Source organism: Erythrobacter sp. WG, assembly GCF_026586795.1.
Lineage (GTDB): Bacteria > Pseudomonadota > Alphaproteobacteria > Sphingomonadales > Sphingomonadaceae > Erythrobacter.
Map to the genome: position 1 here is coordinate 71,713 of NZ_JAPFGY010000003.1, position 15,281 is coordinate 86,993.

A 15,281-nucleotide genomic window follows, 5' to 3' on the forward strand; every position below is an offset into this window, starting at 1 on the left:
AATAACTTGATTTCCCGATTACATCTGCACCGCATGAACTACGTCAACTAGCGAGGAACCGGCATGACACTCCAGACGGTCTATGTTTTCGGAGGCTCCGCCGACCACTCCGATCCGCGCCAGAAGGACAAGACCGTGGCGGGCGGGAAGGGCGCGAACCTCGCCGAGATGGCCTCGATCGGCCTGCCGGTTCCCCCGGGCTTCACCATCACCACCGAGGAATGCGTGGCCTATCTGCGCGATGGCGCGGGCTTTTCGGAAGGGCTGAAGGCGGCGGTCTCCGATGCGCTCGCCCATGTCGAGGCGAGCGTGGGCAAGCGTTTCGGCGACCCTGCCGATCCGCTGCTGGTCTCGGTCCGCTCGGGCGCGCGGGTGTCGATGCCGGGGATGATGGATACGGTGCTCAACCTCGGCCTCAACGATGCGACCGTGGAGGGCCTCGCCGCCTCGAGCGGCGATCCGCGCTTCGCCTGGGACTCCTATCGCCGGTTCATCCAGATGTATTCCGACGTGGTGCTCGGAATCGATCACGGGCTGTTCGAGGAGGCGCTCGAGATCGCCAAGGAAGACAAGGGTTTTTATAACGACACCGAGATGGCGGCCGAGGACTGGCAGGCGCTGGTGGGCGAGTACAAGGGGATCGTCGAAGAGGAGCTCGGTCGGCCCTTTCCGCAGGACGTGACCGAGCAGCTGTGGGGCGCGATCCGCGCCGTCTTCGACAGCTGGGATTCCGACCGTGCCAAGGTCTACCGCCGCCTCAACGACATCCCGGGCGACTGGGGCACTGCGGTCAACGTGCAGGCGATGGTGTTCGGCAACATGGGTGAGACGAGCGCGACCGGTGTCGCCTTCACCCGCGATCCGGCGACCGGCGAGCGCGCCTATTACGGCGAATACCTGATCAACGCGCAGGGCGAGGATGTGGTGGCGGGCATCCGCACGCCGCAATATCTCACCCGCGCGGCGCGCGAGGCGGCGGGGGCCAAGCCCCTCTCGATGGAGGAGGCGCTCCCGGAGGCCTATGCCGAACTCGCCCGCGTCTTCGACCTGCTCGAACGGCACTACCGCGATATGCAAGACATCGAGTTCACCGTCGAGCGCGGCAAGCTGTGGATGCTCCAGACCCGCTCGGGCAAGCGCACCGCCAAGGCCGCGCTGAAGATGGCGGTCGAGATGGTCGCGGAAGGGTTGATCGACGAGCGCGAGGCGGTGCGCAGGGTCGACCCGATGGCGCTGGATCAGCTGCTCCACCCGACCCTCGATCCCGAGGCCGAGCGTCATGTGCTGACCACGGGCCTGCCCGCCTCGCCGGGCGCGGCAGCGGGAAAGATCGTGCTCGACGCGGATACCGCCGAGCAATGGGCGGGCCGCGGCGAGAAGGTGATCCTGGTACGGGTCGAGACCAGCCCCGAGGACATCCACGGGATGCACGCTGCGCAGGGCATCCTGACCGCGCGGGGCGGGATGACGAGCCATGCGGCGGTGGTCGCGCGCGGAATGGGCCGGCCGTGCGTCTCGGGCGCCGGGGCGGTGTCGATCGATCGGACCTCGCGCTCGCTGCGGATCGGCCAGACGGAACTGAAGGAGGGAGATGCGATCACCCTCGACGGGGCGACCGGACAGGTCATGCTTGGCATCGTGCCCACGGTCGAGCCCGAGCTCGCGGGCGACTTCGGCACGCTGATGGTCTGGGCCGACAAGCTGCGCCGGATGAAGGTGCGGACCAATGCCGAGACCCCCGAGGACTGCCGCATGGCGCGCCAGTTCGGCGCCGAAGGCATCGGGCTGTGCCGCACAGAGCACATGTTCTTCGAAGCCTCGCGGATCAGCGCGGTGCGCCAGATGATTCTCGCCGAGGACGAGGCGGGTCGCAGGCGGGCGCTCGACAAGCTGCTCCCGGAGCAGCGCGCCGACTTCACGGCGATTTTCGAGGTGATGGCGGGGCTCCCTTGCACGATCCGCCTGCTCGATCCGCCGCTTCACGAGTTCCTGCCGCACGCCGATGCGGAATTCGCCGAGCTGGCCGATGCGACCGGGTTGGGGGTTGATCACCTCAAGCGCCGGGCAGCCGAGCTCCACGAGTTCAACCCGATGCTCGGCCACCGCGGCTGCCGCCTCGGGATCACCTTCCCCGATATCTACGCCATGCAGGCGCGCGCGATCTTCGAGGCGGCCTGCGCGGTGAAGCGGGAATCCGGCGAAGCTCCGCTGCCGGAGATCATGATCCCGCTGGTGGCGACAAGGCGCGAGCTCGCGATCCTGAGGGCGCTGGTCGACAAGGAAGCCGAGGCGGTGTTCGCCGAGACGGGCACGCGGGTCGACTACCTCGTCGGCACGATGATCGAGCTGCCGCGCGCCGCGCTGATGGCGGGCGAGATTGCCGAAGAGGGCGCGTTCTTCAGCTTCGGCACCAACGACCTCACCCAGACCACGCTGGGCGTCAGCCGCGATGATGCGGCGCGGTTCCTGTCGGTCTATGTCGAGAAGGGCATCTTCCCGCGCGACCCCTTCGTCAGCCTCGATATCGATGGCGTCGGTCAGCTGGTGGAATTGGCGGCGGAGCGGGGAAGGGCGACGCGGCCCGACATCAAGCTCGGCATCTGCGGCGAACATGGCGGCGACCCGGCGAGTATTGCCTTTTGCGAAAGCGTGGGTCTCGATTACGTCAGCGCCTCGCCTTATCGCGTGCCGATCGCGCGCCTTGCGGCGGCGCAGGCTGCGCTGAAGAAGGCCTAGGTCCCCGCGAGCGAGCGGCGCCCGGTCAGGGTGACGATCTCGAAGGTTTCGGGGGTCTTGCCATCGCTCGCGGCGCGGGCGGCAAACGCGGTCCGCGCGCGCGCGAGTGCCGCCTTGCCGAACGGGGCCGCTGGCCGGGCGAAGGCGTTGCCGAGCGCCTGATCGCGAAGGTCCGCCACAAGCCGATCGAGCGAGGCATAGCGCACCGTCAGCGCATGGGTATCGACCACCGGATCCTTCCAGCCCGCGCGCTGGAGCAGTGATGGCGCGGCACGCGGGTCCACCAGCGGGTGAATGCGGGCGGCCGGACGCTCGGGCTCGGCAGCGAGCATCGCGGCGCGAAGGGCGGGGAGGCTCTGTCCGCCGATGAAATGCGCCATCACCAGGCCGCCCGGAGCAAGCGCGGCGCGCAGGTGGATCAGCGCGCCGGGCAGGTCGTTGACGGCATCGAGCAGGCCCAGCACCGCGATGAGGTCGAAGTCGCCGACAGGGTAGGGCCTTTCGAGATCGATTTCGGGTTCCTCCTCCACCTCGCAGCCCTGCGCGCGCAACGACGCCGTGAGCGCGCCCGACCAGTCGCCGAGTACCAGCGCGCGCCTGGCCGTGTGGCGTAGAAAGGCGAGCCGCTCGAGCGTATCCTCGGTCATATCCTGCGCAAGGAAATGCGCTGCGCCGGGCAAACCCGTCCTGGACTTGGCCCGGGCAAGGCGCATGGTCCGGCGATGCGGGCTGAAGATGGTGGGGATCGGAGCATCGATCATCGCCGGACCCTGCCGCGCTTGCCAGCCTGCTGCAAGCTGTGAGACACTCGCGCCATGGCCCACATCGGCGAAATCACCCGCGAATTCGTGCGCTCCATGCAGCCGCTGGTCGACTTCGTCTACCCGCCGCGCTGTGCCGCCTGCGGAGCGGCGATCGCGGCGCAGGCCGGGCTTTGCAGCGAATGCTGGGGCACGCTCGAGGTGCCGCCGCTTGGAGAGGCCATCGAGGGCGGGGTGCCGGTCTATTCGGCCACCTATTACAATGACACCTCGCGGCGGCTGGTGCTTGCCTACAAGCACGGCGGCCGCATCGCGATGTCGCGGTTGCTCGCGCGGCTGCTGGCGGCGCGGATGCCGGATCCGGAGCCGGGCAAGGCGCTGCCCGTGCTGGTGCCTGTGCCGCTCCACCGCTGGCGCCTGTGGAGCCGCGGCTTCAACCAGGCGGCGATGCTGGCGCGGGAGCTTGAACGGATGGGTAAAGGCCGGGCCCACGTTGCGGCGCTGGTGCGGCACAAGCGTACCCCACATCTGGGCGGTCTTGGCCGGGCGCAGCGCGATCAGGTGCTGCGCGATGCGATCCGGCTTGCCTCTCCGCAAATCGATGCCCTGCAAGGACGCGATGTGATGCTGATCGACGACGTGCTCACCAGCGGCGCCACGAGCCGCGCCTGCATCGCGGCCATCGCCGCAGCCCGGCCAGCGAGCATCGCGCTCGCCTGTTTCGCGATGGTCGATGCCGACCACCGCTTCGCACATCCATGAGCCAGGAAACATAACGCCCGGGACCTTGCGATCCCGGGCGCCACGTGACGAAACGGTGTGGACCCGCCCTCTCGGGCCTGGGCAGCCACCCCCTAGATTGGCTGCCGGGATCCTGTCCCTATCGTTCAACCAGCCGCGCTGGCACCCCGCTGCCAGCCTGCGGACCGGTCACCCCCTGAACCCGGCGCCGGGGGGCGCCGCATGTTCGGTGGAGAACCCCTTGCGAGGGCTCCTGAGGGTCTTGTTCCACCGAGTTGCAGCAGACGAAAGGACTAAGCCCGGACCAGCGCAGTTTTTGCAGGTTGCTGTTGTCACATTGCAACATTCTTTGCATGAGCCGCCGCACCGGCGCTTGGGCGCCTTCCGGAGACCGCACTGTGAGCTTGACTGCCATGACGAATGAGGAACGCGAATTCGGCAGCATCTTTGCACCGAAGTACGATTCGGCAGGCCTGCTGACCGCAGTGGTTGTTGATGACGCGAGCGGCGATGTCCTGGTGGTCGCGCACATGAATGCCGAAGCACTCGACGCCACGCTTGCTACCGGCAAGGTGCACTTCTGGTCACGCTCGCGTGGACGGCTGTGGATGAAGGGAGAGAGCTCGGGCAATGTCCTCGCCGTGACCAAGTTGCTGGTCGATTGCGATCAGGACGCGCTTGTGATTCGTGCCAGCCCGGCCGGGCCCACTTGCCACACCGGCGCACGGTCCTGCTTCTATCGCGAGCTTGACCGTCAGACGGGCGCACTAAAGATGCTCGGAACTTGACGCTCACGTAAACGTAAGGTAGAGGGCGGGCATGGCTACCGCTCCTCTGACACCTGACGCCGCCGCCGAACCGCGTCGAAATGGCGCCCACCTCGATCGGCCCGACGTTCACGAACGCGAACAATTCACCATTTCCGACCTCACATCGGAATTCGGCTGCACCGCCCGCGCGCTCAGGTTCTACGAGGACGAGGGGCTCATCAGCCCCGCCCGGGTCGGTCTTACCCGCGTCTATTCCAAGCGCGACCGCGCGCGGCTTGCCTGGATCATGCGCGCCAAGAATGTCGGCTTCTCGCTCACCGAGATTCGCGAGATGATCGACCTCTACGATCTCGATGACGGCCGGGTCGAACAGCGCCGCGTCACCATCGCCAAATGCCGCGCGCACATCGCCAAGCTCAAGGCGCAGCGCGACGACATCGATTCGGCCATTCACGAACTCACCGACTTTGTCGCCGAAATCGAAAAGCTCGATCTCGGCTGAATCGGTATAGCCGGTTCAACCCCGCTCCAAACCCTCGCAACCCAGGGATCAACCATGCCGACCTACACCGCGCCCACCCGCGATACGCGCTTCATCGTCAACGAAGTGCTCGATCTTGCCAGCTACGGGAACCTCCCCGGCTTCGAGAACGCCACGCCCGACATGATCGACACCGTGATCAACGAGGCCGGCAAGTTCTGCGCTGAGGTGCTCGCCCCCGTCAATCAGGCCGGCGACGAGCACGGCTGCACCCGCCACGAGGACGGCAGCGTCACTACCCCGCCGGGCTTCAAGGAAGCCTATCAGGCCTATGTGGAGAGCGGTTGGGGCACGCTCGCCCAGCCCGAGGAATTCGGCGGGCAGGGCTTGCCGCACGTGCTCGGCTTCGTGCTCGAGGAATATGCCGGCACCGCCAACCAGGCCTTCGCCATGTACCCCGGCCTCACCAACGGCGCGATCTCGGCGATCCTTGCCAAGGGCTCGGACGAGCAGAAGGCGATGTATGTGCCCAAGATGATCTCGGGCGAGTGGTCGGGCACGATGAACCTCACCGAGCCGCATTGCGGCACCGATCTGGGCATGATCCGCACCAAGGCCGTGCCCAATGGCGATGGCACCTATGCGATCACCGGTACCAAGATCTTCATCTCGGCCGGCGAGCATGACCTCACCAGCAACATCATCCACCTCGTGCTCGCCAAGACCCCGGGCGCCCCGGACTCGACCAAGGGCATCTCGCTGTTCATCGTGCCCAAGTTCATCCTCGACGCCGATGGCAACCCGGGCGAGCGCAACGGCGTCACCTGCGGTTCCATCGAGAAGAAGATGGGCATCCACGGCAACGCCACCTGCCTGCTCAACTATGACGGCGCGACCGGCTACCTCGTGGGCGAGGAGAACAAGGGGCTCGCCGCCATGTTCATCATGATGAACGCCGCGCGCCTCGGCGTCGGGATTCAGGGCTATGCCCAGGCCGAAGTCGCCTATCAGAACGCGGTCAACTACGCGCTCGACCGGCGTCAGGGCCGTGCGCTCACCGGTCCGGCCGATCCCGAAGCCAAGGCCGATCCGATCTTCGTCCACCCCGACGTGCGCCGGATGCTGATGGACGCCAAGGTCTTCACCGAAGCCATGCGGGCGCTGTGCCTGTGGGGCGCTCTCCAGGTCGATCTCACCCACAAGGCGCAGACACCCGAGGAGCGCGAGCTCGCCGACATGCTTATCGGCCTGATGACCCCGGTCATCAAGGGTTACGGCACCGACAAGGGCTACGACATCGCCACCAACATGCAGCAGGTCTACGGCGGCCACGGCTACGTCCGCGAATGGGGCATGGAGCAGTTCGTGCGCGATAGCCGCATCGCGATGATCTACGAAGGCGCCAACGGCGTGCAGGCGATGGACCTGTGCGGGCGCAAGCTCGCCATGAACGGCGGCAAGGCGATCCAGGCCTTCTTCGCGATGATCGACGAGGAAATCGCCGCCGCCAAGCAGGTGCCGGAGCTCGCTTCGGTCGCCGAGCGGCTCGAAAAGGCGCTGGGCGAGCAGAAGGCTGCGACCCAGTGGTTCATGATGAACGCGTTCACCAACCCCAACCACCTCGGCGCGGGCGCGCATCACTACATGCACATCATGGGCATCGTGACGCTCGGCTACTTCTGGCTGAAGATGGGCAAGGTCGCCGCGGCAAAGCTCGCGGGTGAAGTCGACGACCGCGCCTTCTACGAGGCCAAGCTGGTCTCGGCGAACTACTATGCCGAACGCTTCCTCCCCGACGCGGGCGCGCTGCGCCGCAAGCTCGAGGCGGGCAGCGAATACATGATGAAGCTCCCGGCCGAGGCTTTCGCGACCGCGGCCTGACGCTTCCGACCCGACCCCGGCGAAGGGCCATCCTGCACCGGCAGGGTGGCCCTTTGTTTCACGTGAAACATCGCCGCAGAGCGGTGCTGGATTGGGGCAAGTGGGGTCTGGAGAGGGGCTAAGGCGGGGCTAAAGGGGGTCAAGGCCTGGTCTGGCGGGGGCCAGGGCGCGGCTACTCGAGCATCCCCATCATCCGCTGCGAGCCGGCCTTGATCTTGAGCCCCTTGGCGACGGGAGTTCCGACCGGGCGCTCCCACAGGCTCGCGGAACCGCTGGCGGGGCGCGGGCGCGGCGCAGCGGCGCCGATCTTGGCCGGCAATCGCACCGGCTCGGGCGCGGGAGCGGGCTCCAGTTCGGGTTCGGGAGCGAGCGCGGCGGGTTCAGGCTCGGGTTGGGGTTCGGTTTCCGGCGCGACCGCGTTCGGCGCAGGGGCGGGTTCCGGCTCGGGCCCCGGCGCCGGAGCGGGCGGAGGGGGTGCGGGGGCTGCAACCTGCTGCGGCGCCGCGGCGGGCGCCGCTGGCGGCTGAACGGGCGCGGCAGGCGCAGCGGGGGCGGCCTCGTCCACGCCGTTCACTCCCGCGAGAATCTTCGCCGCCACTTCCTCGACCGAGCCGACCACCAGCAGCGGCTGACCGCCGATGATCCCGACATTGGTCTGCCCGTTCTCCGCGGTGCGCAGCCACGCGACGTTATCGGCCACCACGAGATAGTTGCCGCCGCGCGATTCGAGCTTGATGAACTTCATGTTGGCACTGTTCCCGGGGACCTGCCCATCTCCATCGATGATGGGGCCAAAAGGATAACGCCTCGAGGGTTAAGGAATCGGTCAACGCCGCACCTAAGCGGAGCGGGGCGCGACCTCGTCGATCAGTCCCATAAGCGCTGCCCACGACTGGCGGTCGGCAACCGGGTGATAGGCTGGATTGGGCTCGCCCGCCGGGGTGAAGGGATTGGCGAAGCTGTGTTCGGTCCGTGCGAAGGACATGAAATGCCAGTCCGCCCCGACCCGGTCGAGCTCCTCCCACAGGGCGATGACATCGCAGCGCGGGACGAGCGAATCCGCATCGCCGTGGCACACCAGCAGGCGCGGCTTGATGGGCGCAGTGGCGGGAAGAGGCGTGGCGAGCAGACCGTGGAAGCTTGTCCCCAATACGAGGTCAGCGCCATCGCGCGCCAGCTCCAACACCGCCATTCCGCCAAGGCAGAAGCCGATCGCCATCTGCGGCAGGCCCGGCGCGGCGGCAGCGAGCGCCGCCAACGTGGCCCGCAGCCGCGCCCGCATCGCAGGTGGATCAGCCCGGAGGCGCTCCATCGCCACCAATGCGCCTTGCAGGTCGTGCGGGGCATCGGGGCCGTAGAAATCCGCGACAAGGGCGAGGCATCCCGCCTCGGCCAGCGCGCGGGCCTTGGCTTCGATCCCGGGCGTCATGTTCATGACAGTCGGGAACACCGCCACCGCCGCCCGCGCTTTGCCTGAAGGGCGCGCCAGCCATCCGGTCAGCGCGGTTGCCCCGTCGGCATAGTCGATCCGCTCGAGCGGGTTCATTCGACCGGGAGGAATTCCGGCACCGAGAGATAGCGCTCACCCGTGTCGTAGTTGAAGCCGAGCACCCGCGCGCCCGCCGGCAGTTCGGGCAGCTTGCTGGCGATCGCCGCCAAGGTCGCGCCCGAGGAAATGCCGACCAGCATCCCTTCCTCGCGCGCGGCGCGGCGGGCCATTTCCTTGGCCTCCTCGGCATCGACCGCGATGGCGCCGTCGATGGCGTTGGTGTGGAGGTTGCCCGGGATGAACCCGGCGCCGATCCCCTGGATCGGGTGCGGGCCAGGCTGGCCGCCGTTGATGACGGGCGAGAGCGCGGGTTCCACGCCATAGGCCTTGAGGCCGCTCCAGTGCCGCTTCAGCTCCTCGGCGCAGCCGGTGAGGTGCCCGCCGGTGCCCACGCCCGTGATCAGCACGTCGATGGGCGTGTCGGCGAAGTCGGCGAGGATTTCCTGCGCGGTGGTGCGCACATGGACATCGACGTTGGCGGGGTTGTCGAACTGGCTCGCCATCCATGCGCCCGGCGTGCTCGCGACGAGCTCCATCGCCCGCTCGATCGCGCCCTTCATACCCTTCTCGCGCGGGGTGAGGTCGAAGCTCGCGCCATAGGCGAGCATCAGGCGGCGCCGCTCGATCGACATGGATTCGGGCATCACCAGCACCAGCTTGTAGCCCTTGACCGCAGCGACCATGGCAAGGCCGATCCCGGTGTTGCCCGAAGTTGGCTCGACGATCGTGCCACCGGGCTTCAGCGCGCCGCGGGCCTCGGCATCCTCGACCATGGCGAGCGCGATCCGGTCCTTGATCGAGCCCCCGGGGTTGGCGCGTTCCGACTTCACCCACACCTCGTGGTCCGGGAACAGCCGCGACAGGCGGATATGCGGCGTGCCGCCAATCGTGGCGAGGATGTTGTCGGCCTTCATGATGATACCTCTCGTTTCAATTCCTGCGGCTCGAAGCTGCGGGCCCGGCGCAATTCGGGGAAATACCACGCCCAGACCAGTGTCACGAATATCGCACCCGCGCCGCCGAATACAACCGCGCCCACCGCGCCCAGCAACGCCGCGGCGAGCCCCGACTGCATCTCGCCGAGTTCGTTCGATGCGGAGATCGCAAGACCCGAGATCGAGGACACCCGCCCGCGCTTGTCGTCGGGCGTGAAGAGCTGGACCAGCGAGCTTCTGATGAACACCGAGATCATGTCGACCGCGCCCATCATCGCGAGGATCGCCAGCGAAAGCGTGAAGCTGCGGGACAGGGCGAAGGCGATCGTCAGCGCGCCGAAGGCGGCGACCGAGATCAGCATCTTGGTGCCGACCTCGCGCTCCAGCGGACGGAACGACAGCCACAGCGCGACGCCGGCCGCGCCGAGGGCGGGGGCGGCGCGCATCAATCCCAGGCCTTCCGGGCCGACGAACAGGATGTCACGCGCGAAGACCGGCAGCAATGCGGTCGCCCCGGCCAGCAACACGGCAAACAGGTCGAGCGTGATCGACCCCAGCAGGAACCGCTCGCGCCAGACATAGGTAAGCCCCTCGATGATCTGCCTGACCGGCTTGAGGGGCGGCCCCTCATGCTTGGCGCGGATCGGGCGGACCGTGAGGATCAGCAGCATCGAGGACAGCAGCAGTCCTGCCGAAAGCGCGTGGGGGAGCCACTCGGCGCGGCCGAAGATCAGCCCGCCGACCGCCGGGCCGGCGACGCTCGCGGTCTGCCAGGCGATCGAGGACAGCGCGATGGCGCGCGGCAGCAGGGCGGGACCGACGATGTTGGGGGCGATCGCGCTCATCGAGGGGCCGAGGAACACGCGCGCCGCACCGTGCGCTGCGGCAAGGGTGAAAAGGACGGGCAGGCTCAGCCCGTCGGCCCAGGTCAGCAGCGCCAGCACGATCGCCACGCAGGCATCGATCCCGTTGGCGAAGGCGGCCACGTGGCGCCGATCGAAGCGGTCGGCGGCGAGCCCCGCCACCGGCGTCAGCAGGAACAGGGGGATGAACTGCGCGAGACCCAGCAGGCCGAGCTGGAACGAGGCCTCGGCAACGCTCATCCCGTAATCGTCGCGCGCCACCGCGTAGAGCTGATAGCCGAGCAGGACCACCATCGAGATCGTGGCGAAGACGCCCATGAACCGGGCCAGCCAGTAGCGGCGGTAATCGGGGATCTGAAGCGGGCTGGTAGGTTCCATGACGCCCGCGCCATGGCAGGCGATCGGCCCGCTGCCAAGCAGGCGAAACTCGTCGGGGGGTCAGCCCGACTTGGGCAGGCGCCGCCGCTCAGCGCGTTCGGCGCAGCCGCGGATTGGGCTGGAGCTCGTCGATGATCGCGACGAAATCGTCGAGCCTGACGATCCGCTCGAACTGGAAGCCGGCTCGGCTGTCGCGGGTCCAGATCACGTAGGCCTCAATCCGGCCGACCACCGGCAGGCGGATGATGATGCGGTCACCCCGTGCGAGCCGCTCGCCATTGTCGACCATAAAGCCGTGGGCGGACAGGTTGCAGACGTGAAGGTGCAGATCGCCATGAACGAAGTGCTCGACGATCGCGGGAAAATCGACCGGATGGCGCGCGGCGCGGCGCAGGTCGGTAACGCTGAGATTGGCTCCGCTCGGCACGTGTCGCGATCCTTCCCTCCGTCTGCGTCGCAGGAATGGGAAATGCCCGAGAAAGGCTGACAATTGGTAAAAGCTCGGGGGTCCCCCTAACGGCGGACGAGCGCGTGCTTCTTCTTGCCGAGGCTGATGCGCAGGGTTTCGCCCTCCTGCGGCAGCACGAGGTGCGCCGGGTCGTTGATGGTCTTGCCCTCGAGCTTCACGGCATTCTCGGCAAGCTTGCGTTTGGCTTCGCCGTTGGAGGCGGTGAGGCCCACCTCGGTCAGCAGCGCTGCGATGCGTATGCCATCGGGGCCGGTTGCAATAGTGGGGAGATCCTCGCCTGCGCCGGCACCGGCGAAGGTCTCGCGTGCCGTCGCCTCGGCGCGGACGGCGGCATCCGCACCGCGCACCAGCTTGGTGACCTCGTTGGCGAGAACCACCTTGGCGGCATTTATCTCAGCGCCTTCAAGCGCTTCGAGCCGGCTTATCTCATCGAGCGGCAAGTCGGTGAAGAGCCGCAGGAAGCGGCCGACATCGGCGTCGTCGACATTGCGCCAGTATTGCCAGAAGTCGTAGGCAGGCAGCTGGTCCTCGTTGAGCCACACGGCGCCGGCAGCGGTCTTGCCCATCTTGGCGCCGCTCGCGGTGGTCAGCAGCGGCGTGGTGAGGCCGAACAGCTCGGCCCCGTCCATGCGCCGTCCGAGCTCGACGCCGTTGACGATATTGCCCCACTGGTCCGATCCGCCCATTTGCAGGCGCACGCCAAGTTCACGGCTCAAATGCCTGAAATCGTAGCCTTGGAGGATCATGTAGTTGAATTCGAGAAAGGTCATCGGCTGCTCTCGCTCGAGCCGCAGGCGGACCGAATCGAAGGTCAGCATTCGGTTGACGGTGAAATGGGTGCCGACCTCCTGGAGGAGCTGGATGTAGCCGAGCTTCCCCAGCCAGTCGTGGTTGTTGACCATGACCGCATCGGTCGGCCCGTCCCCGAAGGTCAGCAGCTTGTCGAACACTGTCATGATCGAGGCGATGTTGGCCTCGATCGTCTCGTCGGTGAGCATCTTGCGGCTCTCGTCCCGCCCCGTCGGGTCGCCGATGCGGGTCGTGCCCCCGCCCATCAGCACGATCGGCTTGTGCCCGGCCTGCTGCAAGCGCCGGAGCATCATGATCTGCACGAGGCTGCCGATGTGGAGCGAGGGCGCGGTTGCGTCGAACCCGATATAGCCCGGCACGACCTGCTTGGCGGCGATGGCGTCGAGGCCCGCCGCATCGGTCTGCTGGTGGATGTAGCCGCGCTCGTCGAGGAGGCGCAGAAGATCGGATTCGTAGGTGCTCATGGCGCGCGGCCCTATCAGCGCGCGGGCGCGGCGGGAAGTGGCTTGCCGGGAGCACGGGGAGACGGCACACAGCGCCCATGCACCCGCTGATGCTCCACGTCGCCTGCGATCTCGGCCCGGTCCGCGCGGTCACGGCCGCGGTCACCGCGACGCCTTATGGCTGTGCGGCCGAATTCCGGATCGACGGGCACCTCGAGTGGATCGTGATCCCCGAAGCCGCAGAGCCACGGCGACAGGACAACCTGTGGCAGACCACCTGCTTCGAGATCTTCTGGCAGCCGCTCGGGGGGACGGGCTATCGCGAGTTCAACCTCTCGCCGTCGGGCGCATGGGCCGCCTATGACTTCGACGCCTTCCGCACCGGGATGCGCGATGCCCCGGTCGCGGAGGTGCGGATCGCGACCCTGCGGGACGAAGCGGGCCTCGTCCTTACCGCCACGATCGCCGCAGAGCTTGCCGATCCGGCACAGGTGGCATTGAACGCCGTCGTCGAGCAGGCCGATGGCGCCAAGCAATACTGGGCGCTCGCCTTTCCGCCCGGCAAGCCCGAATTCCATTCGGAAGCCAACCGCGCATTGATCGTCGAGCGCTAAGCCGCCGCACTCGCACCGAAGGGGCGGTTCAGGCGCACGATCTTGGCATTGAGGATGAAGGCGAAACTCACCCAGACGAAATAGGGCACGTTGAGCCACCCGGCGAGGCTGTTGCCGGCGAGGCGGGGCAGCACCACCATCAGCGCCGTGACCGACAGCCACAGCAGCACGTTCTCCGCCAGCGCCCAATCGGGACGGCGCAGCTTGAAGAACAGCGGGGACCACAGGAAGTGCAGCACGAAGTTGACCGCGAAAAGTCCCCACACTGCGAGGAGCGCTTGCGGCCTCGCCGCTTCGGTCAGGCCGATGTAGAAGCTCCAGCCTGCAAGCCCGAGGATCACCGTCCACGCCGGGCCGAACAGCCAATCGGGCGGCTGCCACGACGGCTTCTTCAGGTTGCGATACCATGGTCCGATCTCGGTCAGCGCGCCGCCCGCGCCGCCAAGCAGGATCGCCCATCCGGCGGCAACGATGATCGGGATCCAGCTGCTGTCCACGACCACTAACCCGGGCGGGCGCTGCAATGTTCCCGGGTTGTGCACGTGGCAGCCATTGCCTTTGGCCGCGCGCTGATCCAACCCATGGCGCCATGAAGAACGGCATCGACCGGCTGCTCGCCGACCCCGAACTCCTCCGCCAACTGAAGGGCCGCCGCGTCGCGCTGGTCGCCCATCCGGCGAGCGTCACCGCAAACCTCACCCACAGTCTCGACGCGCTGATCGCCGCCGGCGTGCAGGTCAACAGCGCTTTCGGTCCGCAGCACGGCCTCAAGGGCGACAAGCAGGACAACATGGTCGAGACCGCGGACGAGATGGATCCGCGCTACGGCATCCCGATCTTCTCGCTCTACGGCGAGGTGCGCCGCCCCACGGGGCAGATGATGTCGAGCGCGGACGTGTTCCTGTTCGATCTCCAGGACCTGGGCTGCCGCATCTACACCTTCGTCACCACGCTGCTCTACCTGCTGGAGGAGGCGGCCAAGGCCGGCAAGGAGGTGTGGGTGCTCGACCGGCCCAATCCCGCCGGGCGCCCGGTCGAGGGCACGCTGCTGGTGCCGGGGCAGGAGAGCTTCGTCGGCGCCGCCCCGATGCCGATGCGCCACGGCCTCACCATGGGGGAGATGGGCCACTGGTTCATCGCGCATTTCGGCCTCGACGTCGTCTACAAGGTGGTGGCGATGGAGGGCTGGCGTCCCGATGCGGATGACGGCTTCGGCTGGCCGACGTCACGGCTGTGGATCAACCCTTCGCCCAATGCCGCCAACGTGAACATGGCGCGCTGCTATGCTGGGACCGTGATGCTCGAGGGCACGACCCTGTCCGAAGGGCGGGGCACCACGCGTCCGCTCGAGGTGCTTTTCGGCGCACCGGATATCGACGGGGGCGGCGTCCTCAAGGTCATGCGCAAGCTCGCGCCGGAGTGGCTGGTGGGCGCCGCGCTGCGGGAATGCTGGTTCGAGCCGACCTTCCACAAGCACGCAGGAAAGCTCTGCAACGCCCTGATGATCCACGCGGAAGGTGGGTTCTACGACCATCACGCCTTCCGCCCCTGGCGCTTGCAGGCGCTGGCCTTCAAGGCGATCCGGAGGCTTTATCCCGATTACCCGCTGTGGCGTGATTTCCCTTACGAGTACGAACTCACCCGCCTCGCGATCGACGTCATCAACGGCGGCCCGGGCTTGCGCGAATGGGTCGACGATCCGGCAGCGACGCCGGACGATCTCGACGCCATGACGTCACATGACGAGGCGGCATGGGTTGCCGAGGTACGCGAACACCTGCTTTACTGACCTGACGTCATGACGCCGCAAGGCGCGCGCAAGGCAAGGATGGCGGAATAACCGTCACCAT

General features: G+C 67.3%; 15 protein-coding genes. 7 read left to right on the forward strand and 8 right to left on the reverse strand.

Features of this window, described 5'->3' with window-relative positions:
- Positions 1-63: 63 nt before the first annotated feature.
- The gene (gene ppdK / locus OPU67_RS02440) at positions 64-2,736 is read left to right on the forward strand and encodes a pyruvate, phosphate dikinase (protein WP_267617285.1); all 2,673 of its coding nucleotides are present in this window, start codon (positions 64-66) and stop codon (positions 2,734-2,736) included.
- Here ppdK and OPU67_RS02445 read toward each other — a convergent pair.
- Complete coding sequence (locus OPU67_RS02445; protein WP_267617287.1) at positions 2,733-3,497, reverse strand: methyltransferase domain-containing protein; 765 nt, start codon at positions 3,495-3,497, stop codon at positions 2,733-2,735. The two genes, ppdK and OPU67_RS02445, sit on opposite strands and share 4 nt — an antisense overlap.
- 54 nt (positions 3,498-3,551) lie before the next feature.
- Between OPU67_RS02445 and OPU67_RS02450 the strand changes: the two genes are divergently transcribed.
- The 4 genes from OPU67_RS02450 to OPU67_RS02465 all read left to right on the forward strand — a co-directional run bounded on the left by OPU67_RS02450 (position 3,552) and on the right by OPU67_RS02465 (position 7,370).
- On the forward strand, positions 3,552-4,259 hold the full coding sequence (locus tag OPU67_RS02450; protein ID WP_267617289.1) for a ComF family protein: 708 nt from the start codon (positions 3,552-3,554) through the stop codon (positions 4,257-4,259).
- Positions 4,260-4,651: 392 nt separating this feature from the next.
- The gene (gene hisI, locus OPU67_RS02455) at positions 4,652-5,026 is read left to right on the forward strand and encodes a phosphoribosyl-AMP cyclohydrolase (protein WP_267617436.1); all 375 of its coding nucleotides are present in this window, start codon (positions 4,652-4,654) and stop codon (positions 5,024-5,026) included.
- A 31-nt stretch (positions 5,027-5,057) separates the two neighbouring features.
- The gene (locus tag OPU67_RS02460) at positions 5,058-5,510 is read left to right on the forward strand and encodes a MerR family transcriptional regulator (RefSeq protein ID WP_267617291.1); all 453 of its coding nucleotides are present in this window, start codon (positions 5,058-5,060) and stop codon (positions 5,508-5,510) included.
- Positions 5,511-5,564: 54 nt separating this feature from the next.
- Complete coding sequence (locus OPU67_RS02465) at positions 5,565-7,370, forward strand: acyl-CoA dehydrogenase C-terminal domain-containing protein (protein ID WP_267617293.1); 1,806 nt, start codon at positions 5,565-5,567, stop codon at positions 7,368-7,370.
- Positions 7,371-7,542: 172 nt separating this feature from the next.
- Here OPU67_RS02465 and OPU67_RS02470 read toward each other — a convergent pair whose 3' ends face one another.
- The 6 genes from OPU67_RS02470 to tyrS form a co-directional block, all read right to left on the reverse strand.
- A complete protein-coding gene (locus tag OPU67_RS02470; protein ID WP_267617295.1) occupies positions 7,543-8,115 on the reverse strand; it encodes a hypothetical protein in 573 nt (190 codons plus the stop codon).
- A gap of 93 nt (positions 8,116-8,208) precedes the next feature.
- Positions 8,209-8,916: a dienelactone hydrolase family protein gene (locus OPU67_RS02475; protein ID WP_267617297.1), complete on the reverse strand. Its 708-nt coding sequence runs from the start codon at positions 8,914-8,916 to the stop codon at positions 8,209-8,211.
- Positions 8,913-9,833, reverse strand: a complete 921-nt coding sequence (gene cysK / locus OPU67_RS02480; RefSeq protein WP_267617299.1) for a cysteine synthase A — start codon at positions 9,831-9,833, stop codon at positions 8,913-8,915. Before cysK ends, OPU67_RS02475 begins: the two co-directional genes overlap by 4 nt.
- Complete coding sequence (locus tag OPU67_RS02485) at positions 9,830-11,095, reverse strand: MFS transporter (protein ID WP_267617301.1); 1,266 nt, start codon at positions 11,093-11,095, stop codon at positions 9,830-9,832. Before OPU67_RS02485 ends, cysK begins: the two co-directional genes overlap by 4 nt.
- A gap of 88 nt (positions 11,096-11,183) precedes the next feature.
- Complete coding sequence (locus OPU67_RS02490; protein ID WP_267617303.1) at positions 11,184-11,522, reverse strand: PilZ domain-containing protein; 339 nt, start codon at positions 11,520-11,522, stop codon at positions 11,184-11,186.
- Positions 11,523-11,608: 86 nt separating this feature from the next.
- Positions 11,609-12,838 (reverse strand): tyrosine--tRNA ligase, encoded by a 1,230-nt coding sequence (gene tyrS / locus OPU67_RS02495; protein ID WP_267617305.1) that lies wholly within the window; start codon positions 12,836-12,838, stop codon positions 11,609-11,611.
- A gap of 77 nt (positions 12,839-12,915) precedes the next feature.
- On the opposite strand from tyrS, the gene OPU67_RS02500 reads away from it, so the two are divergent.
- Positions 12,916-13,431 carry a DOMON-like domain-containing protein gene (locus OPU67_RS02500; RefSeq protein ID WP_267617307.1) on the forward strand — a complete coding sequence of 172 codons (516 nt, stop codon included), beginning with the start codon at positions 12,916-12,918 and terminating at the stop codon, positions 13,429-13,431.
- On the opposite strand, the gene OPU67_RS02505 is transcribed toward OPU67_RS02500, so the two are convergent.
- On the reverse strand, positions 13,428-13,928 hold the full coding sequence (locus OPU67_RS02505; RefSeq protein ID WP_267617309.1) for a TspO/MBR family protein: 501 nt from the start codon (positions 13,926-13,928) through the stop codon (positions 13,428-13,430). The two genes, OPU67_RS02500 and OPU67_RS02505, sit on opposite strands and share 4 nt — an antisense overlap.
- Positions 13,929-14,020: 92 nt before the next feature.
- Between OPU67_RS02505 and OPU67_RS02510 the strand changes: the two genes are divergently transcribed.
- Positions 14,021-15,220 carry a DUF1343 domain-containing protein gene (locus tag OPU67_RS02510; RefSeq protein WP_267617310.1) on the forward strand — a complete coding sequence of 400 codons (1,200 nt, stop codon included), beginning with the start codon at positions 14,021-14,023 and terminating at the stop codon, positions 15,218-15,220.
- Positions 15,221-15,281 lie beyond the last annotated feature (61 nt).

Excerpts from the sequence above, each read along its gene's own strand:
- ppdK (WP_267617285.1), top strand. The coding sequence starts at position 64 with ATGACACTCCAGACGGTCTATGTTTTCGGAGGCTCCGCCGACCACTCC.
- OPU67_RS02445 (WP_267617287.1), bottom strand. The coding sequence starts at position 3,497 with ATGATCGATGCTCCGATCCCCACCATCTTCAGCCCGCATCGCCGGACC.
- OPU67_RS02450 (WP_267617289.1), top strand. The coding sequence starts at position 3,552 with ATGGCCCACATCGGCGAAATCACCCGCGAATTCGTGCGCTCCATGCAG.
- hisI (WP_267617436.1), top strand. The coding sequence starts at position 4,652 with ATGACGAATGAGGAACGCGAATTCGGCAGCATCTTTGCACCGAAGTAC.
- OPU67_RS02460 (WP_267617291.1), top strand. The coding sequence starts at position 5,058 with ATGGCTACCGCTCCTCTGACACCTGACGCCGCCGCCGAACCGCGTCGA.
- OPU67_RS02465 (WP_267617293.1), top strand. The coding sequence starts at position 5,565 with ATGCCGACCTACACCGCGCCCACCCGCGATACGCGCTTCATCGTCAAC.
- OPU67_RS02470 (WP_267617295.1), bottom strand. The coding sequence starts at position 8,115 with ATGAAGTTCATCAAGCTCGAATCGCGCGGCGGCAACTATCTCGTGGTG.
- OPU67_RS02475 (WP_267617297.1), bottom strand. The coding sequence starts at position 8,916 with ATGAACCCGCTCGAGCGGATCGACTATGCCGACGGGGCAACCGCGCTG.
- cysK (WP_267617299.1), bottom strand. The coding sequence starts at position 9,833 with ATGAAGGCCGACAACATCCTCGCCACGATTGGCGGCACGCCGCATATC.
- OPU67_RS02485 (WP_267617301.1), bottom strand. The coding sequence starts at position 11,095 with ATGGAACCTACCAGCCCGCTTCAGATCCCCGATTACCGCCGCTACTGG.
- tyrS (WP_267617305.1), bottom strand. The coding sequence starts at position 12,838 with ATGAGCACCTACGAATCCGATCTTCTGCGCCTCCTCGACGAGCGCGGC.
- OPU67_RS02500 (WP_267617307.1), top strand. The coding sequence starts at position 12,916 with ATGCACCCGCTGATGCTCCACGTCGCCTGCGATCTCGGCCCGGTCCGC.
- OPU67_RS02510 (WP_267617310.1), top strand. The coding sequence starts at position 14,021 with ATGAAGAACGGCATCGACCGGCTGCTCGCCGACCCCGAACTCCTCCGC.